Below are 24,732 nucleotides of genomic sequence, written 5' to 3'. Positions count from 1 at the left end.
GCAGATCGTCCAGTACGTGACCACGACACCACGTTCGAGCAGCAACGCCTCGACGTCGCGCAGGCTCAGGCTGAACCGGAAATACCAGCGAACCGCGCAGTTGACTACGATGGCAGGGAAGCGATGACCATGATAAAGCGGTTTTGTCTTCTTCATTACGTCACTCTATCGCCACCATTTCACTAATCTGATAGAGCCCGGCGCAGCCCTTGATGGTCGTAGTTAGCTATCGTCGCATGACAGGACGGCAAATCAGGGGAAACGGCCACAGGCACAAACCGAAACCGAGATGAACCCCGCGCGGCGAGCGCCTACGTGCGGCCGCTCGGCCGCACCTGGCCAAAGACTCGGAACGAGGCTCGATGCGTAGCGCAGCCTTAGAGAGAGCTAACCAGCGCGAACGGCCCGCAGCGTGCCGGCTGGTGCATAGTTGTTCTCGATGAGGAACAGACTGCGATCCTTGCCAGAGATCCAGGCCGGTTCACGGCCCCGGCCGCTCCACTCAAGACCAGTGGCCGGGTCTCGGTACTTCGCGACAACCGGCTTCACGTGGTACGTGCCACGTCGATATCGCCGGAGCTCGTTCGAAGTAATATCCCACTCGGTCATCTTCTCACGAATCTCCCGCAAAACGTTCTGCCGTTCGTCCTGCCTCGCACTCTCGATGCGCCGGTTCAACTTTTGCAGCTCGGCGATGAGGTGCTTGTACGTATCGCCTTTCACCTAATTCTGTCCTCCGTGCTAGTTGATGCGATCAGTTCGAGCCGGCCGCATTCGGTGCAGTCGGCTTCCACGTCTGGAAAGCCTTGTCAGGCTTTGTCAAGTTAAGCGATGGAGTTTGCCAACCCCATTAAAGGAGACATCCTTTTCAGATAACCAGGTATTGGCAGTCCAGCGCGTTCAACGCCACGCTCCTGATTCCCTTACCACGTTGCGCATCTTGCTCGGACAATGGCTCTCTTCCTGTGCAATAGAGCGTGCGACGGTACTGTCAAGTTAGCGGGCGTGGATTACCTTTATCGAAGAACGCATAGTATCCTTACCGGGTTTGAACGCAGCACCTTCCGGAAGCAACGCTTTGCTGCGGCCTTATCGCGCCGCTTTTGCGCCAGCACGTCGAGTTCAGCGCCATGCTCGTCGACCGCTCGCGACAACAGATACCGCTCGCCGCGCAGCATCACGAACATCTCGTCCAGATGCGATGTGCTGCCCGGCTTGGGCCGCGCCGCTTTGGCGCGCTGGGCGAATCGAGTGCCAAAAGCTTCTCGCACCAGCAGCGGATCGTCTCGTACGTGACCACAACACGATGATCGAGCAGCAACTCCTCGACGCCGCGCAGCTGATGACGATAGCAGGAAAGTGATGACCATGATAAAGCGATTTTGTCTTCTTCATTACCTCATTCTACCGTCCCAATTCAATAAACTGAGAGCCTCATCAACCGCTGGCAGTACACCGTCGATGCATTAGCATGGGGAGTTTTGATAATGATCAATTCACAAATCGTCCTGCACTGTTAATCTTCCAACGAAGATACGTATTTCCGGACAATGGGATCGGGGAAGAAAGATGGCAACAGGTACAGTAAAGTGGTTTAACGAGTCAAAGGGCTTTGGGTTTATCACACCAGATGATGGAAGCACTGACGTGTTTGCGCACTTCTCTGAAATCCGTGTGGAGGGCTTCAAGACCTTGCGGGAGAACGTGCGAGTGAGATTCGACGTAAAAGATGGTCCTAAGGGCAAGCTTGCGACAAGCATCGAACTACTTTGACTGCTCTGGTGAAAATAGGCGGTCTGCACGAGATTTTTCTTTTATAGAAGATACCTCATCAAGCAGACACGATGGCCTCCCAGACTACGGGCGCGGTGGCATATATGATGTCCCAGCTCAATACCAGAGAGAGTGATCGTTGCGTTCCTGAAACGCTTGAAGCCGATCCGGGACTTGCCGTTGCAGTGGTTCTGCTCAATCAAATTATTGAGATATTTCGACGATCGGACCTTCGTGTCCTCAGACAGCAAGCCATCGGCCTTCATCTCGCGCACTGCACCGTAATGGTCTTCGGTGGCTGGCCCTGATGTCTGATTGCCTTCCTGAAAAAGGCTTTTACCGCCTTCACGTCGCGCTGGGCACTGAGCATGAAGTCCACCGTCTGGCCCACCCGATCCACCGCCCGATAAAGATAGACCCCCTTGCCGCACAGCTTGAGATACGTCTCGTCAAGACGCCAGGACTGGCCGATGGGCCTGCCAAAACGATTCCACCGTTTGACGAACTCCGGTGCAACGCACCGCACCCAGCGCAGGATCGTCGTGCGGGCCCAGCGACAGACCCCGTTCCGCCATCATTCGGCCAGATCGCGCAAACTAAGCTTGTAGCGCAGGTACCAGCAACTGATCACATCGCGGTCGAAGTGACGGCGTGCAAACAGTTCGTCCAAGCTCTTCAGCGTGCACATCACCAGCTCTCAATTCGCTCAGCCCGACACCTTAACCGATTCGGCGCGCTATTTGAACCGGAGCCTTGAATGTATTTGACCTCAACGGGACGGCTCATTCGTTCTTGCTCGGGCTGAGCGGGCAGTGGATTGGTTGCATGCCCCGGGGAAACTCGAAGAAGCCCCCCGGGGAACTCATCACCGCCACTACGTGCCTGCACTGCAGCAATAGGCGAGCAGAAAGGTAGGAGTCCCGGGCGTCTCTGCCACGATCGTGCGGATCTCCCTGTTGAGCTTAGCCATTGCAGCGGACACATAGTCGGGAGCCGGCAGCTTGTTCGTATTGAAGTCGTGGACTGCCACAACAATGGCCTTGTTGTCTGCCGTCACGGGGTGGGCGAGAGCCCGATCTTCTTCCACAAACCTTTGCTCGCGTGTCGCGACAGCACCGACTTGTCCCACGCAATAGCCGTGGGTGCCCGACATCACATGAATCGTATGGCCGTCGCCCTCTAGCCCTGCAGCGATCTTCTCAAGAGCCACTGCGACGTCCCTTACGCTACATTTCCCATGGAACCCCCAAATCTGCACAGTACCAAGGTTGTCGTCGGTAATTTTTTCGAGTTCTGCCATATCCGTTTCCGAAGGAATTATAGGAAGCGCGTCGTGATGCACGGCTAAGAAGCTGTCCAACCATCCTTGAGAAGAGTCCGCTTGGCTACCGCGCGCCGCAAGCGCGAGGTAGAAGTTTGCCGCGAGGACAGGGGAGAAACAAGACAATTAACATCAAGATAATTGATATGAAGTTCAGTCCGCGCGAACTGTGGCGCAGCAGTTATTTTCATGCGGGACAGTGCAAACATTTCCACTGGCCGCCCTTGACCTTGATGGGCTGGGGTTGCTGGTACCTGCGCTACAAGCTAGGATCTGGCCAAATGATGGCGGAACGCGGTCTGTCGCTGGCCCGCACGACGATCCTGCGCTGGGTGCGGCGCGTTGCACCGGAGTTCGTCAAACGGTGGAATCGTTTTGGCAGGCCCATCGGCCAGTCCTGGCGTCTTGACGAGACTTATCTCAAGCTGTGCGGCAAGGGGTCTATTCTTTATCGGGCGGTGGATCGGGTGGGCCAGACGGTGGACTTCATGCTCAGTGCCAAGCGCGACGTGAAGACGGTAAAAGCCTTTTTCAGGAAGGCAATCAGACATCGCGTTGTGGCTGGGACATGAATCGGTAGAAACAACGCAGATCGGCGCCAGCCGCCGGAGACCATCACGCTCGACGGCTATGCTGCCTCGCACCGCGTGGTGCGCGAAATGAAGACCGGTGGTCTGCTGCCTGAAGACACGAAGGTCCGGTCCTCAAAATATCTGAACAACGTGATCGAGCAAGACCATCGCCACATCAAGTCCAGAACGAACGTGATCCTTGGGTTCAAGCGATTCGGGAGCGCCGCGACCACGATTTCAGGAATCGAGTTGACGCATCGCATTCGCAAGGAGCAGCTCGATCTCGCGAAGCTCGGCCTCAAGGAGGCCGCTGCGCCAGCCGTATGGAATGCGGACCTGTTTGATCGGTAAGCTTTCCTACCTATATAGATTTTCTCGACCCGCTTACCTATTTGCACCAGAACCCCGGTTGGCGCCCGTGACTGTGATGGCCAGCGGAATGCCGCGCATCTACGACGATGTGCCGTTTCGAGCCGAGCTTGCCCCGGTCTGTCGGGTTGGGGTCGGTTTCCTGGCCCCCCGGGGGCTGGCAACACTGGCGGCATCAAGACTCGCCCGATCCCAATCAATCTGGTCGTGCTCACGCAACCGGCGAAGCATCGCCAGATGCAATTGCTCCCAAACACCTGCGGCCTGCCAGTCTCGTAGTCGTGGCCAGTACGTCATGCCGCTACCGAAACCCAGTTCCTTCGGCAGGTATTCCCCGGAATGCCAGTCTGCAGGACGTACAGGATGCCATTCAAGGCTGCTCGGTCATCTACCGTTCGGCGTCGGCCGCCTTTGGGCGATGGTGCGAACACTGGAATCAGTGGCTCCAATGCCGCCCATAACTCGTTACTGATTTTGCGTCTGGACATGCTGCCAGGATATGGCCTTCATGGCCTCATGTCCAGGTTGTGTTAGCCACACTCAGTCTGAAAATACGGTGTGCTCCCTACCGGTATGTGCGAATTGCCTCGCTCCACGACGACGTCAGTCATGAGATGGACGACAGAAATTCACGTAAGCGCAATGCACCGGACTGAACCTGCCCTGTGTCGCCAGAATAGGTCAGACGCACATGTCCGGGTGCCCCGAAAAAACTGCCGGGAATGAGAGCGACACCGTGGCTCTCCAGCAAGACGGAGCAGAACACTTCGTCGTCGGTGATTAATTTCCCTTGACTGCGCTTGCCTATGGTTTGGCTGATATCCAGAAACAGGTAGAAGGCGCCGGACGGTACGCTGTAGCTGATATGAGGGGCGGCTTCAAGGTGCGCAAGTAATAGCTGCCTGCGCGTGAACAGTCGATCCCTCACAGCGAAGGAAAAAGACTGATCGCCGCTGAATGCTGCGGCCGCGGCCGCTGCTGTAACGGACGGCAGGTTTGAAATGGAATTGGAGTTGAGCGTGGTGACCGCAGCAGCAATCCTTTCGTTGGCTGCCATCATGCCAACCCGCCATCCCGGCATTCCATAGAGCTTCGATGCGCTGTCAACCTTGATGATACGCTCCGCCAGATCTGGAGCGACAGAAAAAAGGTCGGGACAACGGTCCATCTCGAAGACGAAGCGCTGATAGACATCGTCTGAGATGATCCAGATATCCCGTTTGCGCATGACTTGCGCCAGCGATGTGAGTTCTTCGGTGGTATAGACTGCGCCAGTCGGGTTGCCCGGTGAATTCAGGATGACGGCACGGACCTCGTCGGTGAGTGCGCCTTCAAGAGCCTCGGGCGACATCTTGTAACCCGTTGCGGCGCAGCAAGGTATCCGGGTGACATCGGCACCGACAAGGGCCGCGATGTCGAAATACGTTGGCCAGCAAGGTGTTGGCACAACGACCTTGTCGCCCGGGCGGATGATTGCCCTCAGGGCGCTGAAGAGCAGGTGCTTCGCACCGAGACCTGCAACCAGATTGTTCGCCGAATAGCAGCTGATTCCTGATCGGCGCAGGTAACCCAGATAGGCGGTCAGAAGTGCCTCATCTCCTCGGCTGGACCCGTAAGCACCGTTATCTTCGCAAGCGGCAGTAACTGCGGCTTGCACGATATGGGGCGCGGGAAGAAATCCGGGGAGTCCGACACCGAGATCAATGACAGGGCCCTGAACTTTTCTGACGTTTTGAGCTACGCCGAGGATAGGGCAGAACCGGGCAAATTCGAGGTCAGGGGCAAGCGTAGGCATGGATATGTCTTCTCGCTGTTTCAGGCCACAAGTTCGGCCACGCAACTGCGCGCCCTGAGCGCCGCCATATACGTCGCGCTGGCCGTAATAATGTCGAGATTGCCTGCACTTGGATCGAGATAGTGACCTGCGCCTTCGACGCGAACCATCGTGAACAGACGGTTGCCGCTGTAGTGAAGACCGACGACCACCTCATAACCCGGCACGGCAGACTGCACCTGTCTGACGGCAAGGTCGACTTCGCGTTGTGTTGCCGCAAGATCGACTTCGTCAATCAGTGCCGATACCGCAGTCTGCATGTAGACGTTCGGCTTGGCAGGGTTGATGTTCAGGATTGCCTTGACGTCCTCGCACTGGGTGAATTGCTTTAACGCATTCTCGGTCGTCGTGATATAGTTGCTCAGATTGCGACGCGTTGCAGGACCCGCACTCTCAGCACTGATCGAAGATACGACCTCGATGTAGCGGACATCCGGGTTGGCACGAGCAATAGCCGCTGCGATCGGGATTGATGCCTGACCACCGCAGGTAATCATGTTGATATTGCTTGCGTCGACCAGCTCCATGCCATTGAGCGACGGAACACACAGCTCACCCATAGGCGTCGGGGTGAGGTTGATGATCGCCTTCCCTGCTTCGATCAGGCAGGGGGCGTGTCCTTCGTGCGCCGATGCTGAAGTGGCATCAAAAACGAGATCAAACTGATCGATGCACTCCATGAGCCCGTCGATGCCGCGGGGCGTCGTTTCAACGCCGCGCTCGCGTGCGAACGTCAGACCGGACGACTCCTTTGAGCGTCCGGCGAATATTGCACAATCGAGGCCTGGTTCTGCGAGAACCTTGCAGAGTATGTCGCAGCCGATATTGCCGCTGCCGATAATGGCGGTTTTCAGTCCCATCTTTGATCTCCAGGGTCAAACGGTGGCGTCGGATTGAGACAGGCGACTGGCGACCGAAATAATCAGATCCTCCTGGCCCGCCACTGCGTTGCAACGCGCGAGTTCTTCATAGATCTTTCGTGGTTCGACGCGGAATTCGGATGCAGCGCGTGTGACGTGTTTTTCGAATCCACCACAGACACCGTAAAGACCGCTGATCAGATTCGACGTTTTTACTATTGTTGGCGTCTTCACCGGTGCGATGTCCGAGAGGCTTTCGACCGCGCGGCACAACTCAAAAACGTTAACGCCGGTTTCGAACCTGTAGCGCTCCAGTACTGCGCACAGCACCTCCAGCTGGGTATTGCCGGCGCCGGCACCGAAGCCACGCATACATCCGTCGATGACGGTAGCGCCAGCTTTGGCGGCGGCCAGGGAATTGGCAATGGCCAGGCCGAGATTGTTGTGAGCGTGAAAACCTACGGGAATGCTAATCTCTTTGACCAGCAGGCTCAATTTCTCGTGGGTGCTGTCTGGATCGTAATTGCCTGCTGAATCCATCAGGACGATGGCATTTGCGCCATAGGCCTGCAGCTTCGAGGCTTCGATGAGCAACCTCTCAGCGCTTGCCATGTGAGTCATCATCAGGACGCCCTGCACAAATGCGTTCCTCGCTCTTGCATGTTCGATATAGCTTTCAGTCAGGCTGGCTTCGGTGCAATGCGCTGCGATACGGAGCACTTCAACCCCGATGCGCAGTGCCGTATCGATGTCGCTTAACCGGGAAAATCCGGGAATCATATGAATTCCGAGTTTCGAACGTGTCAGGTTTGCTCGAGCGGTTTCAAGCATTTCGGTATCCCGGTGTCGCGCGATACCAAGCTGAAGGGAAGACGCGCCTAGACCATTACCATGACCGACCTCAATAACGTCGATACCGCAGCCGTCAACTGCTCGGCAGTATCTGGAAATTTCCTCAAGGGACAATGAGTGGGAGACGGCGTGATTCCCGTCGCGCAGCGTGGGGTCGTAGATTGAAATGGTCATTTGTGTAGACACTCCCTGTACAGGATCGAAGGGTATTGATGGTCAGGTTCGCGCTTTTCCAGGAACAACCGTTTTGGCAGGAGAGAGCAGAAAAAGTCAGCTGTATCTTTGATATGTGCATTTGCTTTTTTTTTGAATTTTTTGGGAAGCGTATCGGTGCAACTTAGTCTTTACTGTGTGACGCCCGAGACGTCATACGGCGTGATCGCGAGATCGCTTCATATTTCCAGAGCACAGATCGTGCCGACTTAGATTAGTCGGCTCAAGGCTCAAGGAGCCATCAGGCAACGTGCGACGCTGTCAGGCGGATTGGTATCCGACGTAGGTTGTTGTGCGGACCGCCGACGTGCGACAGTCGTCGTTTCGTTTGTAAGCATTCGGTCAATACGTGACAATTGACATGGGCTGAGGGACCGTCTATTTGCACCAGAGCCCTTGTAAGAGATCGCGACGGAGAATGGCGTGATTCTGCGGCCGGCAGTGTACTTGACTAGACGTGCAAAAGTGGGCTTCTCACCATGCGCCCTGAACAATTCGTCTCGCGAGCGCGGCCGTCATGCGGCGAAGACTACCGGTGCTGCGGGTTGACATACCGAAGGCAGCGGGGTGGGGACGAGGTCGTTGTGTATTCGGTAGTGGTGCAATTTGGATGCGCTGGTCTGTTACGCTCGGGATTTTGACGAGCACGACAAGAGCCCGGCGATCCTGTGCTACCACGGGCACATCCTGATGGAGAATCGCTCGGGGCTGGTGGTCGGCGCCGTGGTCAGTCACGCAGATGGTTTCTGCCGAGCGGGCCAGTGCGTTGCAGTTGCTCGATTGCGTGCCAAGTGCTCACGCAAAGACAGTTGGCGCCGACAAGGCGTATGACACCCGCGACTTCGTGAATGATTGCCGCGCTCGCAAGGTGACACCGCATGTTGCGCGCAACGATGAACGTTGGGGCGGCAGCGCAATCGACGGCACGCGGGCTACCGGATCAGCCAGATCATCCGCAAGCGAATCGAGGAGCATTTCGGCTGGGGTAAAACAGTCGGTCGGATCCGGCAGACGGTCTATCGTGGCATTCGGCGCGTCGACCAGCACTTCAAGCTGACGATGGTTGCGAGCAATCTGACCCGCATGGCCCGAATGCCAGAGGACATTCTGGCCACATCGTCTGGATACGCACATGGTGTCGAACGATCCTGACTTTGAGACCAAGGCCGCCGATGTGATCGGGCTGTACCTCAATCCGCCGTTGCACGCGGTGGTGTTCTGCGTGGACGAGAAGACGGCCATCCAGGCGCTCGATCGCAAGGACCGGATGTTGCCGCTCTCGCCCGGGCGCGCTGAGAGTCATGGCTTCGAATACAAACGCAATGGAACCCTGAGCCTGTTCGCCGCATTGAATGTCGCAACTGGCGAAGTGCTGGGCAAAACCGCGCCACGCCATACCAGCGCCCAGTTTGTCGCGTTCCTCACCGAGGTGGTATCGGCCCAGTCGCGCGGAAAGGAGATCCACGTGATCTGTGACAACGTGAGCAGCCACAAAACCGACGCCGTTCAAACATTTCTGGCTGACCATCCGAAAGTCTCGATACATTACACACCCACGTATTCGTCATGGCTGAATCAGGTCGAGAACTGGTTTGCCCGCATCCAGCGCGACGTCATTGCGCGTGGCGTATTCACCAGCACCAGGGATCTCGACAAAAAGCTCATGCGGTACATCCGTCAATACAACAAGCAAGCGCTCCCATTGAAATGGAAGTACTCCGATCCATCGCGGCGAATCCGGTGCAATTCATCCGGTTCAACGGACTAGCGCGTGGCCGGTGTCGGTCGGCGCAGGAAACTGCGGTACGCGATGGCGTCGTCTTTCGTCAGAGACGATAGTGCGCAACCTCGTTCGACGATTGCCCAGAGCATCAGTCGCTCGGCCTCCTTGAGGTAAGCACGATGAGCCCCTGAAGTCTCGTGCAGCGCGAGCCATGACCGCGCTGCCTCGTAGTCGTCGGTTGCTTTCAGCAAACAGGTCGCCTGGGGTGCCCGGAACTGTCCATGGGTGCCGTTCACCCGCTCAGGAACGCGCAGCGTTTCCCATGGTTCCAGCGGCGTCGGCCGTGGCGGGGCCCGGGCGTCGGCGCGCTCAACCAGCTCAGAGTGCGCGGTGAGGAACGCCTCGATGCGGCGCGTTCCGGCCGCACCAAGTCCCTAGACTGGTTCCCACCATCGGCGACGTTGCCGGGCTTGCACGATCAGGTCCGCAAGGGGGCACAATCTGTGCGCTTCGAGCGGCGAGACGCTGCGCGGCGTGAGCCAGTTGCTCACGGGGTCAGCCAGCGCTGGCCGCGGAAGCGGGGACCGTCGCAGTGTTTCAATGGCTCGCATGACGGATGAGCGATCGCCTCGCGTCGTCCCGTCGAGAAAGACTGCGGCAAGGTCGGGCGATTGCGCTCCAGTGCGTGCGCGCTCAGACGTCGGCGGATGCGTCGAAGCATGTTGCGTGCGGAGGTGTCCGTGACGTGTTCAGGAGCGAGATAGCGGGACACAGCTTCCCGCGCGCCGATGCCTGCGTACCAGCTGAGCACAGCAGCGAGCCTCGCATCACTGGGGAAGCGGACGGATGCTGCATCGGACGAGCGCGCTTGCATAGCGACACCTGATTCCAGGATCTTCGGCGTGAAAAGGAGCCAACCGTGTGTCAGTTTAGTGCGAGTGCGTCCAGGCGAACTGAAGATCCACTATCGTGACTTGCGGACGAGCCTCATCTCGTCTCTGCATGAATGGTTCGATGCCCAGTTGTCCGATCATCGTCACGATGCAAGGGCACGATCCCGGCATGAAGCATCATCATCCGATGAGCACCTCAACAGTGGAACAGGTCAACCGTCGCGGCAACTCATGCGCAGCCGCGCCCGCGATGAGTGTCTGATGCTACGTTCGCCTCGCGACCGCGTCCTGCATTGCCTGCGCCTCGAGCGCAACGACGAGGGTCGGTTCAAGCCGCCTGGCACACTCATGCAATGGGTGGCCACGCTCGGGATCGCGCATGCAACCCTGTATCGCCCTCTGGCGAACCTGGAGAGGGAAGGGCTGGTTGTGCGCGACGGAAATCAAATCGTGCTCGCGAAGATGCGACACAAAATGCCTGGCCTGCAAGCCGCCGGCAATGCTGTTGATGGGTGATCAACGATAGCCGATCCATGCTCGACAGCGGATTCAGTCCTGTTCGCAGGCTACCTGAGTTAACGCAAGTATTCAGCCAGCTTCGGATGCGATACTGTCACTTCAGGCTTCTGGTTGATATGCGCGATGATCGGTACACAAACACTGCTGACCTACGGCGCGTTTCTGGCCGTTGCGCTGCTTTACGCGAGCGCAGGTCAGGCTGGGGCTTCTGGATACATTGCCATAATGGCATTGTTGGGCTACGAGCCAGACATCATCAAGCCCACCGCGCTCGTCCTGAATATCCTCGTTTCCCTGGTCGCGAACTGGCGCTTCATTCGCGACAGGCATTTTAACTGGCAGCTGTTCTGGCCGTTTGCACTTCCGGCCATTCCCATGGCGCTATTGGGCGGCTATATAACGCTCCAGAAAACACGGTTTGAGTATCTGCTTGGCATCCTGTTGTTAATTGCCGGAACGTTATCGCTGACGCGAAAGCCATCAAATGATCACGCTGTGCGACCACCTCCCAGGCCGATCGCGCTGGTGTGCGGAGCGGTTATCGGGTTTGCCTCGGGGCTGACCGGGGTGGGCGGCGGCGTTCTGATGACACCACTTCTGTTGCTTTGTCGGTGGTGCTCCACGCGCACCGCAGCATCCGTTTCCGCGCTGTTCATCCTCTGCAATTCCATAGCGGCGCTGGCAGGTACCTGGAACGCCGCAGATCACCTTCCCAATGGGATCGGTCGGTTGGCGTTGGTGGTGATCGTGGGAGGCTGGTTTGGGGCACATCTGGGCAGCCGTTGGCTATCACCTCGCCAGATCCATTTTCTGCTGGGCATTGTGCTGATGGTTGCGAGCTTGAAGCTGCTCCTGCCCGTTTGAGTCACTGTAGTCCTAAAGGAACAGAGGCAGGAGGAGCGGCGTGCCAGTGATGCCATCTTTCCAGCGACTCGCTGCACGTGGACTGCTGGCGCGGTTAGTGCTCGGGCCGTTAAATCTTGCCCGAACGGGAGCCGCTTGCGCCACCCTTCAAGGACTCGCAATCCTGCGTCGCCCGTCAACTAAATGACGGATACGGGCTCATCTCCAGATATCGGGCTCGTCGAAACTGTCTGACGTTGCCGTGGCCTTCTTTGACGACTCGGAAACTTTACGGGCTGCGAGCTCCAGCTTGGCGAGAATTTGCCAAAAGCCCCCAAAATCCGCTCATCGCTTTCTGATTGGCCGCCCTGCAGGCGGGCGATGCTGCTGCAGGTGCTGTACAGCATCCGGTCTGAACGTCAGCTGATGGAGCAAACACAATACATTAAGGCCGCACGAAGCAACCTTGACGCATAGGAATTTGGAAGTGCCGGAGCAGGGCGGACCGTCGCAGCATGTGCAGCCGGTCGTGCTGATGACGAAGTGGACGGCGCCGTCAATGCGTAACGATTATCACGAACAGGACACGCTTTCGCTCAAACATGCCATTTCCCCGGCCTCAGGACGGACTGCGCCCGCTGAGCGGTCAGGCAACAATTTTTGCGCGCGCCAGCGCCTCGTGGATGCGGGCGCAACTGCGCCAGCGACTTGCCCCGGGTGATGCCGATGTAGCGCAACGGGATCCCGCACAGCAGGCAGTTCAACGGATCCGCGCCGAATGCACGGCTCTGCAGATTGCGGTAGCGGTTCGTCTTCATCGGCTCCACGTCCTGGTCCAGCAACGCGTAGACCTTGGGCACAGCCATTGACCCCGCACACGATTCGCCACGAATCCGTAGAAGTTGATCAGCCAGAAGTGCTTCTCCGGGATGTGCTGCACGAACCGGTCGATGAACGTTTCCGTCTCGAACTGTGCGACCCGATGCCGTCCGTCCCGATGGTCCAGATAGTCGAACGCCACCGTCTTGACGTCGTAATGCTTCAGCCTCGACTGCGACGACGGCGGGCGTTTGATATACCGGCCAAGGTAGTTCACGTTGCGGATATGGCTGTCCGACGGTGGCGCAAAATGGACGATCCATGGCTTGCCGTAGTGACCATCCAGCCAGCGGCCTCCACGCCACTTTTGTCGGGTACTGCGTTTTCAGCTCCTGCGGCAGAATCAGCGCAGTCGTACGACTGCCGCAATAGATCGACGATTGCGTGGCGCCACATCGGCATGACCTGTGCCTTCACGAAATATATCGACTTCCACTGCTCGCCGTCGGGCGTTAAGCCCCCGCAGGTCACGCTCAGATGGACATGCACGTTTCATTGCAGGTTGCGCCCGAACGTGTGCAGCGCCGTCAAGATGCCCGGCAGGATGCCTTTGCGGGCCGCCGTTTTTTTGATGATGCCCGCAACCAGCCGGCTCGGCGCCTTCAGCAGCGGCTTCAAATGTTTTAGAAACGTGACCGTCACGATCTCGGGCATGGAGTTGACGCATCGCATTCGCAAAGCGCAACTCGATCTCGCGAACCTACACCTCAAAGATACCAATACACCCGCTATTTTGAAGGCAGTTCTTTCCGCTCAAGAGGAGGGCACGAACACGCTGCTTCTCGCTCGCTATTGAAATTTGCACCAGAGTTCAATGCAGCAAGTGATCGACGAACAGCAAATTGATATGGTGATGATGGGCCGCGGGAGTCGTGTCTCCCACATCAGAGCTTTTTGCACATTTTGTTTGATATAGAACCGTCGTATGTCTCGAACACGACCAAGGGGGACGGGGATTGCAAGAGCCGCTTCGACATAGATCTCCGCGCTTTCCACAGATTCATGCCCGAGCCATAACGCGATGACGGAGCGACGAACGCCTTGTTGCTGCACGCTAATCCCGGTACCTAACACCGTCCAAGCAGGGATGAAGCAATTTGTTGCGGGAGCGACAAAAATTGGCAGAATTATCTGGTTTGTCTGTTAGTACTATCGGTGGATGTCTTTAATGGCCGTTTTCTGGTCTCTATTGGCGTTGGCGTGTTGGCATGGATTTCGCATAATATCCGACGTAGATTCATAGATTGATCTTATCGGAGTAGCGTTATGCGTAAAGTTACGAAATCAATGCTCCTGGGCTTAACCGTCATCATGATGGTTTTGGCTCAGCCAATCTCGGCTGCTGAGCCTGTATGTGAGCCAAATGGGTGGCACGGTTGGTGCTGCCACGTGGAAGGGCAGCCTCCAGTCTGTTCCTAGCAGGCCGCTTACGCGGCTCCTGCCGCAATTTTTTAAATTGATGAGCAATTCCAACGCGACTTCAACGCATTTTTCAGCGGTTTGAGGCTGCGCATCGAATAAGTGGACGACGCTTCCATAACCGCTGGGCTCATGTTAGCAATTCGAGCGGATCTTGGCCAGCCCCTAATAGGTATACCTGCCCCGCCGGGCAAGGACACTCTCTTGCCATAAAAATCGTTTTAGTCACGTACTAAGTTTTCCAAAAGTATTGTCACCATGATGAGAAAACACGAGGATGAAATGCAAACGCACGTCGCGTGATCGAGTTTTCGGCCGCCCAACGTTGCAGGCGATGCGTCAGCAGGCCGTGAAGGCCATACGCGAAGGGCAAGATGTGGCAAGCGTTGCTGCGGCGGCCTATGGGGTGAACGAATGCAGCGTCTATCGCTGGCTGTCCGATTTCGTCAACGTTGGAAGAACGCCTTGCTGGCAAAGGCGATTCCGGGTCGGCCGCCCAAAGTCAGTCCCGAGGAAATGCGTTGGTTGGCCAAAGCCGTGCGGGACAATACGCCACTGCAATACAAGTTCGAGCTTGGGCTGTGGACGCTCCCACTGATTGCAGTGCTCATCGAACGCAAGTTTGGCAAGAAGCTGTCGGTCTCCGGCGTGAGCCGCATCATGAAGTTGCTGGGCTTCACGGCACAGAAGCTGTTGTACCAGGCGTGGCAGCAAAGGCGCCGCGCTCGTTCGCCAATGGGAGTTCGAGACTTACTCCGCCATCCAGGCCGCTTGATCGGCTGGAGCGACGATCTATTTTTCCGACGAGTCGAGTCTTCGCTCCGATTACCATACTGGCACGACATGGGTGCCACAGGGCCAAACGCCGGTGGTGGAAACCACGGGCAGTTGGTTTTCGTTGAACATGATTCCGGCGGTCAGTCCGCAAGGCGAGTTCCGATTCATGGTGCACGATGGCGCAGTCACTGCGGCAGTGTTTCGGGAGTTTCTTGGCAGCCAGATCATCGGCGCGGACAAACCCGTGTTTCTGGTGCTCGACGGCCATCCGGTGCACAGGGCAAGGTTGGCTCAGGATTTCGTAACGACCCAGAATAGGCGGCTCAAGCTTTTCTAGCTTCCGCCGTATTCGCCACATCTGAATCGCGATGAGCAGGTCTGGGCGCATGTAAAGCGCAGCGTCTCGAAATGACTGGCGCAAGAACAAGATGGAATGACTAGCGCTTGGCGCGTTGCGTCGCATCCAGAAACTGCCAGAACTGGTGAAATCCTTCTTTCGCCAGTCCGAGTGCCAATATGCCGCTATGTGACACGTATTTCGGAAAGCTTGGTAACTTCAACTTTCGCGTCACATCCATCCCTGAAAAATGCAGACGTGACTGGAGGAAGCATGCAACAAATTGCGGATTCAATTCGACATTCCATAAGTAAAAGTCACTTTGAGTCGTACGTATATAGTTATCCTTCGAAAAGATCGTATAAATATCTACATAATATCGACATTGCGAAAGTATGGTGCACAGGTGATCGCGGGCCAGTTTCAATATATATCCACATACCATTTTGCAAGTATAGGTGTACTTATTGTACGTTATTTCTAACGACTAATCATACAGGCGGCATAATACAAAGTTATGTCGATAAGTTATGTGATCAGATCAAATTTTATGCGAAGTACTGCGGAAGTAAGGCAGTGGTATCTGTGTATTTTGGTGGCGGAACCCCAACTATTTTAAACGAAAAACAATTCGGACAGATTTTCTCATCGGTTCAGCATGGATTCCCAAATATTGCGTCCTTCGCTGAGCTATGTGTCGAAGGTTCTCCCGACTCGATGTCCGAGGAACTTCTCGATTCCTTGAAAAGCCAAGGCGTGAACCGGATCAGTATGGGTATCCAAACTATGGATTCCGCTGAGCTGAAGGCTAGCGGTCGCCCATACCCGGTTTCGACAACAATCTCTGCGATAGAGAATATTCGAAAGCGTTTCGAAAATTTCAATCTGGATCTGATCTACGGCCTTTCAGGCCAGACCTACGAAAGCTGGGAAAATTCGCTCCGCCACATCGTTTCATCAGGTCCATTGACTATCTCACTGTATCCTGCAGTTAGCCGACCTCTCACTGCGATTCATAAGCAGCAGCGATTGCATCCAGAGCGGTACATCAACGACCGAAACAAGTATGCGATTTACGATAGAAATGTCGAGTTCATGCGAATGAATGGATACCGACAAGAGTCCTTCACTAGGTTCACCCGTCTGCCTGAGAATACCAGCGCGTACGCCCAAGAGACTTCCGACTTTCTCGGCGTTCCGATGATCGGAATTGGAGCAGGCGCAAGAAGCTACAACGGAAAATACCACTACAGTTTCGACTACGCGGTCAACCTCGAGGAGGTCGGAAAGGCCATTGAAGACTATTTGAACTTCGAAATCACCGAACATAGCATGGTGAGGTACGGAATTGTTCTTGATGCTCGCGAAGAGCGCCTGAGATATTTCATTCTCAGTCTTACATTGAACCAACTTTCTGGTACATTCTATTCATCACGGTTCGGCCGGAATCTGTATTCTGATTTTTCGGACGTGATTGACGCACTCGAGGCTGAGGGTTGCATCGAGCCACCGTCCAATGACAAGATTCGATTGACCACGAAGGGTTACAAATACAGTAATTTGGTCGCGCACCACCTTTTCTCGAACCGTGTGAAAACCTTGGAAGAAAGGTATGTTCCACGATGAGCAACAGTGAGCGGTTTTGGGAGAAAGGATATTCGGATGCGAAAGTGTGGACGATGGGCGGACCGAGCGTTGAGGTATTTGAAATTGAACAATTTCTACCACGAAAGTCGTCTGTTATAGACATCGGCTGTGGTGAAGGGAGAAATGCGCTCTTTCTCGCCCTCAGGGGACACAAGGTGACCGCCTTGGAACTTTCCTCGAGCGCCGTAAAGAAACTTCATTCGATTGCTGACCGATATTCGTTGAACATCGATGTGATTGAGGGTCGGATTGAGGATTTCGTTCCGAATGAAAATTATGATTTAGCCTTGGCGCACTCATCGTTGCATTTTGTAAAAAAAGCAGTGTGGATTCCCTTGCTTCGGAAGATGAGGCAACGGACAAATCCGGGTGGATTTCACAACTTCACATCGATTATTGGAATTCCTCGCTACCCAGTTCCGCACGAGTGCCGACATGCTAATTCGTTTGACCGAGGCGATCTCGACTCGCAATATGCGGACTGGCAGATTCTTCGTTCCGATTTCTACGCGAAGTGGGATTCACATCCGGGTATTCCGACGCATGTGCATGCCGTTGAGAAGTTTCTCTCGAGAAAAGCAAATTCGGTCGAGCGGTTCAGTTTGACGAAGGTCGATCTTTCGAACAGCGACAGCCTTCCTTTATTCTTGTTCGAACGTATACCCATTGGAGCCAACGCTACCTCAGTCAAGTCGATGGGTGTTCGTCCGAGACACGTCAATCGGATTGAAATGCCAGGGTGGAACATGACCTCTCCTACAGAGCTGACGGGCAACTATGTGGTTGAAGACTGGATTTTTGGGAGACACGGACTCCAATTCACACAGGGCATTTTGACGGGCAAATACGAGTATTTTACGTCACCATTTTCGTTGCGAAACTCTAGCAACTATCCTACGGAATAATCCAGCCATTCCTCCATTTTTTGACATTCCGTAAAACAAAGGATCTGCTAATTGTGCGCAAGCGGACGAGGCGAACCGATGAACATTGAACGCTGTTGCATAGTCGAATCCTCATACCGACCATCGCAGTTTTTATAACCGGTCTAGATACTGATATGACTTTCGCGGTCAAGTCCCCCAAGGTTTTTTTCTGAGCGCCGATCGCTTTTCGGTGAATCTGCTGAGGGCGGCGCAGCCTGTAACGTCGACGGTGGATCCGGCTGATATCCGTGGGTTGGTTACCACATTACAGGGTTCCGTCTTGTGAACCTGCCGCGCTCTATGGCCGAGAGTCTGGCCTGAAGGCCGTCTCGTAGTATCTTCGCAGATTGTTCACGGACCGTGCTGCGCCGTCCTCAGCAGACTGTTCCTCCTCCGTTGAATTTGCAATGGTGCCGTGATCAATGCGAGTGTGTTTGCTGCTCAATCGGATTTGAGGTCATTCGCGCGATATCCCACACGAATGCGGCCAGTTCCCGTGCGATTGCGATCACGGCGACGTTGGGATGCTTGCCACGGGCGACCAGCCTGCGATACCGCTTGCACAGTCGCAGCTGTGCATCCCACGCGCGATTGATGATAGCCTTGGGCAGTCCGTCATGGCGTTGCTGAATGGCGCGGCTGACCTTGGCGGGGTGACGGTACGACCAGGCCGCTTCAACCATCAGGTGACGCGCATGGCCGTTGCCGGCCTTTGTGATGCCACCCAGCCTGCGCCCCTGGCCCGAGGAATGTTCGGATGGCGTGAGACCAAGCCAGGCAGTCAACTGCCGCGGGTGATCGAAGCGTGACAGATCACCGAGCTCGGCAAGCAAGCCGATGGCGCTCGTGAACTGAATGCCGCGTAGCGACTGAAGCGTTTTAACCACTGGATAGAATCGCCATTGTGGTGCCATCTCGCGCAAAGCCGTCTCGAGTCGTTCGCACTGCGCCAGACGGTCTTCGATGGTCCTGCGATACTCCTCGAACGCAAGCTGCTGCCAGTGCGAATCGAACGAGTAGCCGCTGATCCAGCGCCGGTGTGCTGGCCCCCAGTTGGCGCGGCCGGATAGCGCACGTCATGGGCGAGCAGGAAGGCTTTGAGACGTTGCCTGGCCTGTTTCAGATCCTGTTTGGCGGCGCCCCAGGTGCGGACCAGATCACGAAACGCATCGTCCTCGACAGTGGGCACGTGCACGGGAGACAGATCTCCGGCGCGAAGCGCTCGTACCAGTTTCGCAGAATCGCGGCGGTCGGTCTTGACCCGCTCGCCGGGCTTGCGGGGAATCAGTGACGGCGCGCAGACCATGCAGGGGTAACCCTTCGCCGTCAACTGGCGATGAAGGCCATAGCCGCAGGGGCGGCTTCATAGACGAACACGACGTTTGACGCTTTTGACTGCATGCGCTTCCATACGCTTGATCCATATAGGTCTGGCCTTCCGTCCGGTTTGGTCAAGGTCGCTCAATCTGCGGATATGATGAACTTGAAACGGCCCATCCGTAGTCCCGCAGACCTCACATTCCTGTGCGAGCAGGCGTGACACAATTTCACTACGTAGCCCGTTGAAGACTTTCTTTGGGCGGTCGTCGAGTACTGCGTCTTTTCGCCATGGCAATGATATACCGCCAAACATGGCTACCAGTGGACTCTTTCCGTTACCGCGCTCTCTTGTGATCGTCGTCCAACGGGAGAAGAGTTCAGACGGCGTAACTCGTACTGTCCTAGCCCGTTGGCACCGCCCAAACGTACCGTGGCGGAGGATGTGCGGTTCCATCACTGGGGTCTGGGGTTCAGGCAATCCAGCTTTAACCATATTGCGCGGGTCTTGCATAACGACGGGTCTGGTACGTTCGCCCATCTCATGCTTTTCAACCATGCTCATATCCCTTAAGGTTTTCACCATCCGGTAAGATTGACGACCCAGAAGCAACTCTTCTCCTCCTGCCTGCGGCAGGAATTCGATTCGCCGCTTTCACGGCGCACAGTCACCCGCATCCGGCTGCCGTCGGCCGGCTCCACCGTAGCGAAGGCCCATGAGCGACATCCATCTACCCGGAAGTATTGTTCGGCTGCAGTCGAGGCGACGCCATCGTCCTTAACGCGACACAACCCGATTACCTTCCATTGCGAGTCACGGTCGCCTTGATGTTCCAGCACCATTCGCACAGCCCGCTCACGAACTTCCGGCGAGTACCGTGGGGCCTTCTTCTTGGTATTTTCCATAGCTCCATTTTCTCAAGAAGTGGCGCCTCCGGAAAACCCGGCGCGGTTCAGTGTGTGTCTGCCAATACGCAAAGGCTACTTTCGGATGCCGATAGCCACGAGGTACTCCCGCGGCATCGCAATCCCCAACTCGGACTGAAACCCTTCGTGATATGTTATGAAATCCTGCCTTAGGCGCTCACGGCTGTCCGGATCCAAGCTCGCGGCCAAGGTTTTAGTGGGGCCGTAGCTCTCCACGGACAACTCCCACACGGTAGACCCGTTCAGTTCGCGCAAGACGGTAGTGCCGCTCTCAAAGCGCAAGTCGAAGGCCGCTCCAAGCAGCTTCTTAACGTAATCTGTGTTCCCCCAGGCAAATGGCGACGTTGGTAGTGGCACGGGAGGTCGCGTCACATATGGCTGCATGATTTTGAACAACCCAGCGACCGTACCGTCGGAAGGCCAGGATGCAATTCCCAGCCTGCCCCCCGGTTTGCAGACCCGCGCCAACTCCGAGGCCGCTGCGTCCGGATCGCTGGCAAACATAACGCCGAATGTCGAAATGACGGCGTCGAAGCTTTGATCCTCGAATTGCAGCGCCTCCGCATCGCCCACTTGGAACTCGAAGGATAATTGCGCATCAGCCGCATACGCTTTGGCGGTCTCGATGAGATTTGCTGCCAAGTCAATTCCTATACCGCTTGCGCCACGGGCAGCGATGCGCCGTGCGGCCCACCCTGTACCCGTGGCCACGTCCAGAACGCGCTCGCCGGGCTGCGGAGCGACGCGAATAACGCAATGCTCAATCGCATCGGAGATTGATTGACTAACTCGTTCATATTGCCGCCCTGCACTTCCCCACGTGCCTGCGGCCTCGGCATTGTGGGGTTGGAGCATCGATGCATAATCCATCTCGTCCTCCTTGCGTCAACGGCGTCGCTGATCTGGGGTTGCGGCACCGGCAGCGCGGGCAACAGCTTGATTGCTCGTTCGACGGCGCTGGCGCGTGCTTGCCGCTCTTCTGGCGTGTGCTGAAACACCGCGGCGAGATCCGGCCTGTGACGGCTGTTGGCAAACAGCATGAGATCTCGCCGGATGTTCCCGAGCCTACCGCGCGCCGATTGTCCGGCAGCCTTGCGAGCCGCCAGATAGTGCTCAACAGGCGCGCGAGAGCTGAGTCCGGCGTACGCTATTAGCTTAAACCAACCAGCCTCCACGGTTCCCGGGGCACCTTCATTTTACGAGTCTGCATGATGGGTTCCTTGATCGTTGATCGGTAGCTTTTGAATCAATTACGGCCTCTGGAGAGATAAAATCCTGTCACCCCGATTTTCAGATGATTGAGTGAATTGCAATAGTCGACATTCAAAGAAAGATCACATCCATCCGGAGCCAGAACAGGCAAGATCATTTTGCCCGACTCGATAGGCACGGCACAAGATAGACACGCTTCAAACTTGTTGCCGGTTGATCAATCTCAAAGACTGCGTGATCCTACTTGCGCCAGCTGATCGCGAAATAGGGCGTTGTCACGTTGAGGTATTCACGACGCAAGAGGGCACAGGACGTACATTTTCTCAGGAATTGGACGGATCCAGGGTGAGCCCGGTGAAGGGCTCTGTCAGGTTGACGCAGTAGCGGGGGTAGAATGAAGCGATGAAGAAAAGAAAGTCGCTTTATCACGGTCACCGCTTCCCTGCCATCGTCATCAGCTGCGCGGTTCGCTGGTTGTTACGTCTCGCGGTATTCGGGGTTCGGTATCGCGAGATATTCGAGGCGAGACGACGCTGATTGTCGCGGGCCTGCCGCGCGTCAAACAAGATGAGAGCCCCGTCTCTCATCCAGATTGTCGCGCCACACGGGCCAGTCGAGTAGAAGTCCTTGCTAATTGAACGCGAGATGCAAGAAGACGATACGTGCGTGGCATCGCGCGTTTGACGCACGGCACAACGAACGCAGCCCCGGCTGTTAAGCTCGGGGCTGCTGTGTCGTCAGAAGGGATCGTCGATGCGATGAGAGGGAGGTGGTTCGCGTGGCGGTGCCGTCCACGGTTCGTTGCGACGGATCTGTTCGCCGTATGCCGCGCTGAACCACAGGAGCCAGTCGCCCAGCAGTCGCTGATCTGCGCGGCGGCTTCATCCGTCAGTTCGGGTAGTGCAGGCGGTCGGGACATGACCTTCGGCGCCGTGCGAGACGCCTTCGGGTGTTTGCGGCGCCTGCTCACCGGAACTCCTCGATAGCCTGTTGCAGCAGTTCGTCGGGCAGATGGTTCAGGCCGCGGGGCACGGCCAGTTGCATGGCGGTGCGCAGGATGCGCCCGGCCTGTCGCGGCAAACCGCGTGAGGCCTGCCGCAACAGTTCGAGCCCGGAGTCGGCCAGCAGCGTATGCGTGCAGCCGGCGCTCTTCAGGGCGTGCGCAATCAGTTGCGCGAAGCGCTCGCGCTCGATCACGGGCTTGAGTTGCACACGCGCCTGGATACGACCGTACAGGGCGGCATACGGCGCGCGCTCGAGCGTGGTGGCCAGGCACGGATGCGCGGCCAGCCATACTGTGAGCAGGTTGCGTGAATCGAACGCGAAGTTGAGGAACGACGGGAAGTCACGGAAGAACTCGATGGGCAGGTTCTGCGCCTCCGGGAATATATAGCTATGAAGAAAAATATTCCTTATCGCCGCCATGCAGCCCCGGCTGATCCGATCGAGAGCACGGCAGGCTGGATAAGCCCCTCCGGCCAGGTCTTCACGCAATACAGAAGGACCAGACAGCAACCACCTGATTTATTTGAAAATTAACGTAGGGCGGACCGGAAAGCCTTGTCAGGCCTAGAGCCCGCTAACCCGGTAAACGGCACGAAAAGCACGGGGACCCCTGTATCGGTTCTTCCTGCGATCGCGGGGGAGACTATGCCATCAGATTGCCGGGAGCTGGTCACCGCACGCTGACAGCTGTGAGTTCATATTGACGCGGGCGGAAGCCCGGAGACCCTGCCGCCATTGTGACACCTATTAGCCGGTAGCGACTCGCGCGCCGATGAACATGGCGGCGAGGTGGTCGCAGGCGCGGTGAAGAGTCGGACAGCCCCCGTGCGCCGGCGCAATCTGTACAGGCCGGGGGATGTCAAACTCAGCGTGGAAGCCGGCTTGCCCCGTCCTGGTGCTTCGAGCGGAGAGCTCCATCGCAGGGGGCCTTGGGGAACGCGCGGGCCTCGAGCAGGGCGGGGACGTCCCTGCAGCCTGTGGTGCTCGCCTGCGCCTCGATGCGACGGGACCGTATCAGGCGATGGATAATGGGGCCACATATCTCCCTGAAGAATCCTCCCCATTGCTCGGCGGCTCGCCACCTCCATAAATTGCGATTTTGCCGACATCATCTATAATGTTGGCAGATTCGCAAACTGTCGGAGGGAGTCATGATCCAGGTTCATGGTGAAGCAAACACGGATGTCGTGTTGAATTTGCCGCTCCCGCGGGGAACCGATCCGGCCGTCGCCTCTACCCTAAAAAAAGGCATGCAGGAGTTGCTGACCGTTCTTCTGGCCACGCCCCAGTGGGAGACACAGGTTTTCCTGCGCGCGGATGACCTTGCGCGTGCGATCACTGGCCTGGCTGCGCCGACGCCCGCGTTGATCGAGGAGCGTATCCGGCGCCAGAAGACCATGCGCGAGGTTTTTGCGCGAGGCGACTGGCTGACGGCGGAGGAAATCAACAGGCTCCAGGCGACGCCGCCCACCAACAAGGCTCAGCCTGCGAGCGACTGGAAGCGCCGGGGCCGGATCTTCAGCGTGGCATTCAACGGCAAGGAATACTATGCGGGCTACCAGTTCGATGCGATGTTCCAGCCGCTGCCCGTTATCAAGGACATCCTCGAGGCGCTGGGTCCGGTCGCAGACAGCTGGAAGATCGCGGCGTGGTTTCATTTCCCGAACGGATGGATCGCTGGCACTGGCGGCCATGAGGGCGAACCTGCATCCCCGCGGGATGCCCTTGACCGGCACGATGCGGTGGTCGACGCAGCGGCGCGCCACACCAGTCACGGGTACATCGCCTGATGGCTGGTCCGCACATGCCTGGCGGCGCGGAAGCCTTCACCGTCGTGTCCGTCACGTGGGAAGACGTGCCGGTCTGGTATCACGCGTACTGCACGCACCCGCATGCAACGACCGCGACGACCTTTGCGCAGGGCTGGGGCAATACCCGCTTTGCGCCGATTTCCTGTCCGGATGGATCGCCGGTCCACACGTACTATGCTGCGAGTTCATTCGCCTGCGTCGTCATGGAGTCGCTGTTCCATGACGTGCCGCTGAGTCCGCCGGGCGTCTTCGACCTCGACCGGCTGACGCACTTCCGGCTCGCAAGGCTGACCATTCCGGATCCAATTCAGTGCGTCAGCTTTCACACGCCGCACCTTCCTGCCCTGGACCTGACAAGGGCGGACCTGATAGACAGCCTGCCGGCCGTCTACGATTCGACGCGGAAGTGGTCCCAGGCAGCATACAACCAGTGCCCAGGCGCGCATGCCATCGCATACGGCTCCCGCAGGGATGATTCAGGCCGTTGCGTGATGCTTTTTGGCCAGCGGCTTCCGTCCTCACGCCTGACTGTTGTCAGCGACGAGTCGATGGCCGTCGAGCCGTTACGGACAAAGGGTAAGCGATGAATTCTCCACACCGAATGTAGAATCGTTCGCAACCAGCGGGCGAGCGTAGCTGCATCGCGACGGTCGCGATCGACCGGCGATGTCTGCGTCAGGATGGTGAGCCTGTGCGTCGGGCT

At 56.9% G+C, this 24,732-nt stretch carries 25 protein-coding genes and 10 pseudogenes; 14 read left to right on the top strand and 21 right to left on the bottom strand.

Annotation, left to right across the window (positions count from 1 at the left end; genetic code table 11):
• Positions 1–3 precede the first annotated feature (3 nt).
• The 3 genes and pseudogenes from AB4Y35_RS40875 to AB4Y35_RS40865 all read right to left on the bottom strand — a co-directional run.
• Positions 4–156 (bottom strand): annotated as a pseudogene (locus AB4Y35_RS40875) (IS6 family transposase); the annotation flags it as partial.
• 231 nt (positions 157–387) lie between these two features.
• Positions 388–723 carry an H-NS family nucleoid-associated regulatory protein gene (locus AB4Y35_RS40870; RefSeq protein ID WP_368692137.1) on the bottom strand — a complete coding sequence of 112 codons (336 nt, stop codon included), beginning with the start codon at positions 721–723 and terminating at the stop codon, positions 388–390.
• Positions 724–1,043: 320 nt separating this feature from the next.
• Positions 1,044–1,395 (bottom strand): annotated as a pseudogene (locus tag AB4Y35_RS40865) (DDE-type integrase/transposase/recombinase); the annotation flags it as partial.
• Positions 1,396–1,569: 174 nt separating this feature from the next.
• Here AB4Y35_RS40865 and AB4Y35_RS40860 point away from each other — a divergent pair.
• Both AB4Y35_RS40860 and AB4Y35_RS40855 read left to right on the top strand, forming a co-directional pair.
• Positions 1,570–1,773 carry a cold-shock protein gene (locus AB4Y35_RS40860; RefSeq protein ID WP_368692138.1) on the top strand — a complete coding sequence of 68 codons (204 nt, stop codon included), beginning with the start codon at positions 1,570–1,572 and terminating at the stop codon, positions 1,771–1,773.
• Positions 1,774–1,844: 71 nt separating this feature from the next.
• Positions 1,845–2,081 (top strand): hypothetical protein, encoded by a 237-nt coding sequence (locus AB4Y35_RS40855; RefSeq protein WP_368692206.1) that lies wholly within the window; start codon positions 1,845–1,847, stop codon positions 2,079–2,081.
• On the opposite strand, the gene AB4Y35_RS40850 is transcribed toward AB4Y35_RS40855, so the two are convergent.
• Together AB4Y35_RS40850 and AB4Y35_RS40845 are read right to left on the bottom strand one after the other, a co-directional pair.
• Positions 2,036–2,299, bottom strand: a complete 264-nt coding sequence (locus AB4Y35_RS40850) for a DDE-type integrase/transposase/recombinase (protein ID WP_368692139.1) — start codon at positions 2,297–2,299, stop codon at positions 2,036–2,038. The two genes, AB4Y35_RS40855 and AB4Y35_RS40850, sit on opposite strands and share 46 nt — an antisense overlap.
• A 348-nt stretch (positions 2,300–2,647) precedes the next feature.
• The gene (locus AB4Y35_RS40845) at positions 2,648–3,073 is read right to left on the bottom strand and encodes a hypothetical protein (RefSeq protein ID WP_368692140.1); all 426 of its coding nucleotides are present in this window, start codon (positions 3,071–3,073) and stop codon (positions 2,648–2,650) included.
• Positions 3,074–3,342: 269 nt separating this feature from the next.
• On the opposite strand from AB4Y35_RS40845, the pseudogene AB4Y35_RS40840 reads away from it, so the two are divergent.
• Positions 3,343–4,017 (top strand): annotated as a pseudogene (locus tag AB4Y35_RS40840) (IS6 family transposase); the annotation flags it as partial.
• A gap of 54 nt (positions 4,018–4,071) precedes the next feature.
• Here the strand turns inward: AB4Y35_RS40840 and AB4Y35_RS40835 are convergent.
• The 4 genes and pseudogenes from AB4Y35_RS40835 to dmpG form a co-directional block, all read right to left on the bottom strand.
• Positions 4,072–4,523: pseudogene (locus tag AB4Y35_RS40835) on the bottom strand (IS5 family transposase); the annotation flags it as partial.
• 119 nt (positions 4,524–4,642) lie between these two features.
• Complete coding sequence (locus AB4Y35_RS40830; RefSeq protein ID WP_368692141.1) at positions 4,643–5,830, bottom strand: pyridoxal phosphate-dependent aminotransferase; 1,188 nt, start codon at positions 5,828–5,830, stop codon at positions 4,643–4,645.
• Between the two features lie 20 nt (positions 5,831–5,850).
• Positions 5,851–6,729 carry an acetaldehyde dehydrogenase (acetylating) gene (locus tag AB4Y35_RS40825; RefSeq protein ID WP_368692142.1) on the bottom strand — a complete coding sequence of 293 codons (879 nt, stop codon included), beginning with the start codon at positions 6,727–6,729 and terminating at the stop codon, positions 5,851–5,853.
• Between the two features lie 15 nt (positions 6,730–6,744).
• Positions 6,745–7,755, bottom strand: coding sequence for a 4-hydroxy-2-oxovalerate aldolase (gene dmpG, locus AB4Y35_RS40820; protein WP_368692143.1), 1,011 nt, complete (start codon positions 7,753–7,755; stop codon positions 6,745–6,747).
• A 693-nt stretch (positions 7,756–8,448) separates the two neighbouring features.
• On the opposite strand from dmpG, the pseudogene AB4Y35_RS40815 reads away from it, so the two are divergent.
• Positions 8,449–8,946 (top strand): annotated as a pseudogene (locus tag AB4Y35_RS40815) (transposase); the annotation flags it as partial.
• Positions 8,906–9,562: pseudogene (locus AB4Y35_RS40810) on the top strand (IS630 family transposase); the annotation flags it as partial. The pseudogenes AB4Y35_RS40815 and AB4Y35_RS40810, both read left to right, overlap by 41 nt.
• 389 nt (positions 9,563–9,951) lie before the next feature.
• Here AB4Y35_RS40810 and AB4Y35_RS40805 read toward each other — a convergent pair.
• Positions 9,952–10,128, bottom strand: a complete 177-nt coding sequence (locus tag AB4Y35_RS40805) for a phage integrase family protein (RefSeq protein WP_368692144.1) — start codon at positions 10,126–10,128, stop codon at positions 9,952–9,954.
• A 543-nt stretch (positions 10,129–10,671) separates the two neighbouring features.
• Here AB4Y35_RS40805 and AB4Y35_RS40800 point away from each other — a divergent pair.
• Positions 10,672–10,926 carry a hypothetical protein gene (locus AB4Y35_RS40800; protein WP_368708725.1) on the top strand — a complete coding sequence of 85 codons (255 nt, stop codon included), beginning with the start codon at positions 10,672–10,674 and terminating at the stop codon, positions 10,924–10,926.
• A gap of 126 nt (positions 10,927–11,052) precedes the next feature.
• Positions 11,053–11,793, top strand: coding sequence for a sulfite exporter TauE/SafE family protein (locus AB4Y35_RS40795; protein WP_368692146.1), 741 nt, complete (start codon positions 11,053–11,055; stop codon positions 11,791–11,793).
• Between the two features lie 575 nt (positions 11,794–12,368).
• Here the strand turns inward: AB4Y35_RS40795 and AB4Y35_RS40790 are convergent.
• The 4 genes from AB4Y35_RS40790 to AB4Y35_RS40775 are packed head-to-tail and all read right to left on the bottom strand — an operon-like array spanning position 12,369 to position 13,305.
• On the bottom strand, positions 12,369–12,638 hold the full coding sequence (locus tag AB4Y35_RS40790) for a hypothetical protein (RefSeq protein ID WP_368692147.1): 270 nt from the start codon (positions 12,636–12,638) through the stop codon (positions 12,369–12,371).
• Positions 12,587–12,937, bottom strand: a complete 351-nt coding sequence (locus AB4Y35_RS40785; protein ID WP_368692199.1) for a transposase — start codon at positions 12,935–12,937, stop codon at positions 12,587–12,589. The genes AB4Y35_RS40790 and AB4Y35_RS40785 overlap by 52 nt, the downstream gene beginning before the upstream one ends.
• Entirely contained in the window at positions 12,865–13,140 is a 276-nt protein-coding gene (locus tag AB4Y35_RS40780) for a transposase (RefSeq protein WP_368692148.1), read from the bottom strand. Before AB4Y35_RS40780 ends, AB4Y35_RS40785 begins: the two co-directional genes overlap by 73 nt.
• Before the next feature lie 3 nt (positions 13,141–13,143).
• The gene (locus AB4Y35_RS40775; protein ID WP_368692149.1) at positions 13,144–13,305 is read right to left on the bottom strand and encodes a hypothetical protein; all 162 of its coding nucleotides are present in this window, start codon (positions 13,303–13,305) and stop codon (positions 13,144–13,146) included.
• On the opposite strand from AB4Y35_RS40775, the gene AB4Y35_RS40770 reads away from it, so the two are divergent.
• Positions 13,304–13,447 (top strand): hypothetical protein, encoded by a 144-nt coding sequence (locus tag AB4Y35_RS40770; protein WP_368692150.1) that lies wholly within the window; start codon positions 13,304–13,306, stop codon positions 13,445–13,447. The two genes, AB4Y35_RS40775 and AB4Y35_RS40770, sit on opposite strands and share 2 nt — an antisense overlap.
• A 900-nt stretch (positions 13,448–14,347) precedes the next feature.
• Positions 14,348–15,377 (top strand): annotated as a pseudogene (locus AB4Y35_RS40765) (IS630 family transposase).
• Here the strand turns inward: AB4Y35_RS40765 and AB4Y35_RS40760 are convergent.
• Complete coding sequence (locus AB4Y35_RS40760; RefSeq protein ID WP_368692207.1) at positions 15,285–15,611, bottom strand: hypothetical protein; 327 nt, start codon at positions 15,609–15,611, stop codon at positions 15,285–15,287. The pseudogene AB4Y35_RS40765 and the gene AB4Y35_RS40760 sit on opposite strands and share 93 nt — an antisense overlap.
• On the opposite strand from AB4Y35_RS40760, the gene AB4Y35_RS40755 reads away from it, so the two are divergent.
• Entirely contained in the window at positions 15,563–16,810 is a 1,248-nt protein-coding gene (locus AB4Y35_RS40755) for an STM4012 family radical SAM protein (RefSeq protein WP_368692200.1), read from the top strand. The two genes, AB4Y35_RS40760 and AB4Y35_RS40755, sit on opposite strands and share 49 nt — an antisense overlap.
• On the top strand, positions 16,807–17,736 hold the full coding sequence (locus tag AB4Y35_RS40750; RefSeq protein WP_368692151.1) for a class I SAM-dependent methyltransferase: 930 nt from the start codon (positions 16,807–16,809) through the stop codon (positions 17,734–17,736). Before AB4Y35_RS40755 ends, AB4Y35_RS40750 begins: the two co-directional genes overlap by 4 nt.
• Positions 17,737–18,176: 440 nt before the next feature.
• On the opposite strand, the pseudogene AB4Y35_RS40745 reads toward AB4Y35_RS40750, so the two are convergent.
• The 5 genes and pseudogenes from AB4Y35_RS40745 to AB4Y35_RS40725 form a co-directional block, all read right to left on the bottom strand.
• Positions 18,177–19,173 (bottom strand): annotated as a pseudogene (locus tag AB4Y35_RS40745) (IS110 family transposase); the annotation flags it as partial.
• Positions 19,121–19,390, bottom strand: coding sequence for a hypothetical protein (locus AB4Y35_RS40740; protein WP_368697587.1), 270 nt, complete (start codon positions 19,388–19,390; stop codon positions 19,121–19,123). The pseudogene AB4Y35_RS40745 and the gene AB4Y35_RS40740, both read right to left, overlap by 53 nt.
• Positions 19,391–19,653: 263 nt before the next feature.
• Complete coding sequence (locus tag AB4Y35_RS40735) at positions 19,654–19,980, bottom strand: hypothetical protein (RefSeq protein WP_368692208.1); 327 nt, start codon at positions 19,978–19,980, stop codon at positions 19,654–19,656.
• A gap of 75 nt (positions 19,981–20,055) precedes the next feature.
• Entirely contained in the window at positions 20,056–20,871 is an 816-nt protein-coding gene (locus tag AB4Y35_RS40730) for a class I SAM-dependent methyltransferase (RefSeq protein ID WP_368692152.1), read from the bottom strand.
• 14 nt (positions 20,872–20,885) lie between these two features.
• Positions 20,886–21,146: pseudogene (locus AB4Y35_RS40725) on the bottom strand (integrase); the annotation flags it as partial.
• 469 nt (positions 21,147–21,615) lie between these two features.
• Here AB4Y35_RS40725 and AB4Y35_RS40720 point away from each other — a divergent pair.
• A pseudogene (locus tag AB4Y35_RS40720) lies at positions 21,616–21,687 on the top strand (IS6 family transposase); the annotation flags it as partial.
• 492 nt (positions 21,688–22,179) lie between these two features.
• On the opposite strand, the gene AB4Y35_RS40715 reads toward AB4Y35_RS40720, so the two are convergent.
• Entirely contained in the window at positions 22,180–22,707 is a 528-nt protein-coding gene (locus AB4Y35_RS40715; RefSeq protein ID WP_368692153.1) for a hypothetical protein, read from the bottom strand.
• A gap of 662 nt (positions 22,708–23,369) precedes the next feature.
• Here AB4Y35_RS40715 and AB4Y35_RS40710 point away from each other — a divergent pair.
• Together AB4Y35_RS40710 and AB4Y35_RS40705 are read left to right on the top strand one after the other, a co-directional pair.
• Positions 23,370–24,008, top strand: a complete 639-nt coding sequence (locus AB4Y35_RS40710) for a hypothetical protein (protein ID WP_368692154.1) — start codon at positions 23,370–23,372, stop codon at positions 24,006–24,008.
• Entirely contained in the window at positions 24,008–24,616 is a 609-nt protein-coding gene (locus tag AB4Y35_RS40705; protein WP_368708724.1) for an RES family NAD+ phosphorylase, read from the top strand. Before AB4Y35_RS40710 ends, AB4Y35_RS40705 begins: the two co-directional genes overlap by 1 nt.
• The last annotated feature ends 116 nt before the right edge of the window (positions 24,617–24,732 follow it).

The organism is Paraburkholderia sp. EG286A, assembly GCF_040965375.1.
Taxonomy (GTDB): Bacteria; Pseudomonadota; Gammaproteobacteria; order Burkholderiales; family Burkholderiaceae; genus Paraburkholderia.
This window is presented reverse-complemented; position numbering and strand designations above follow the sequence as displayed.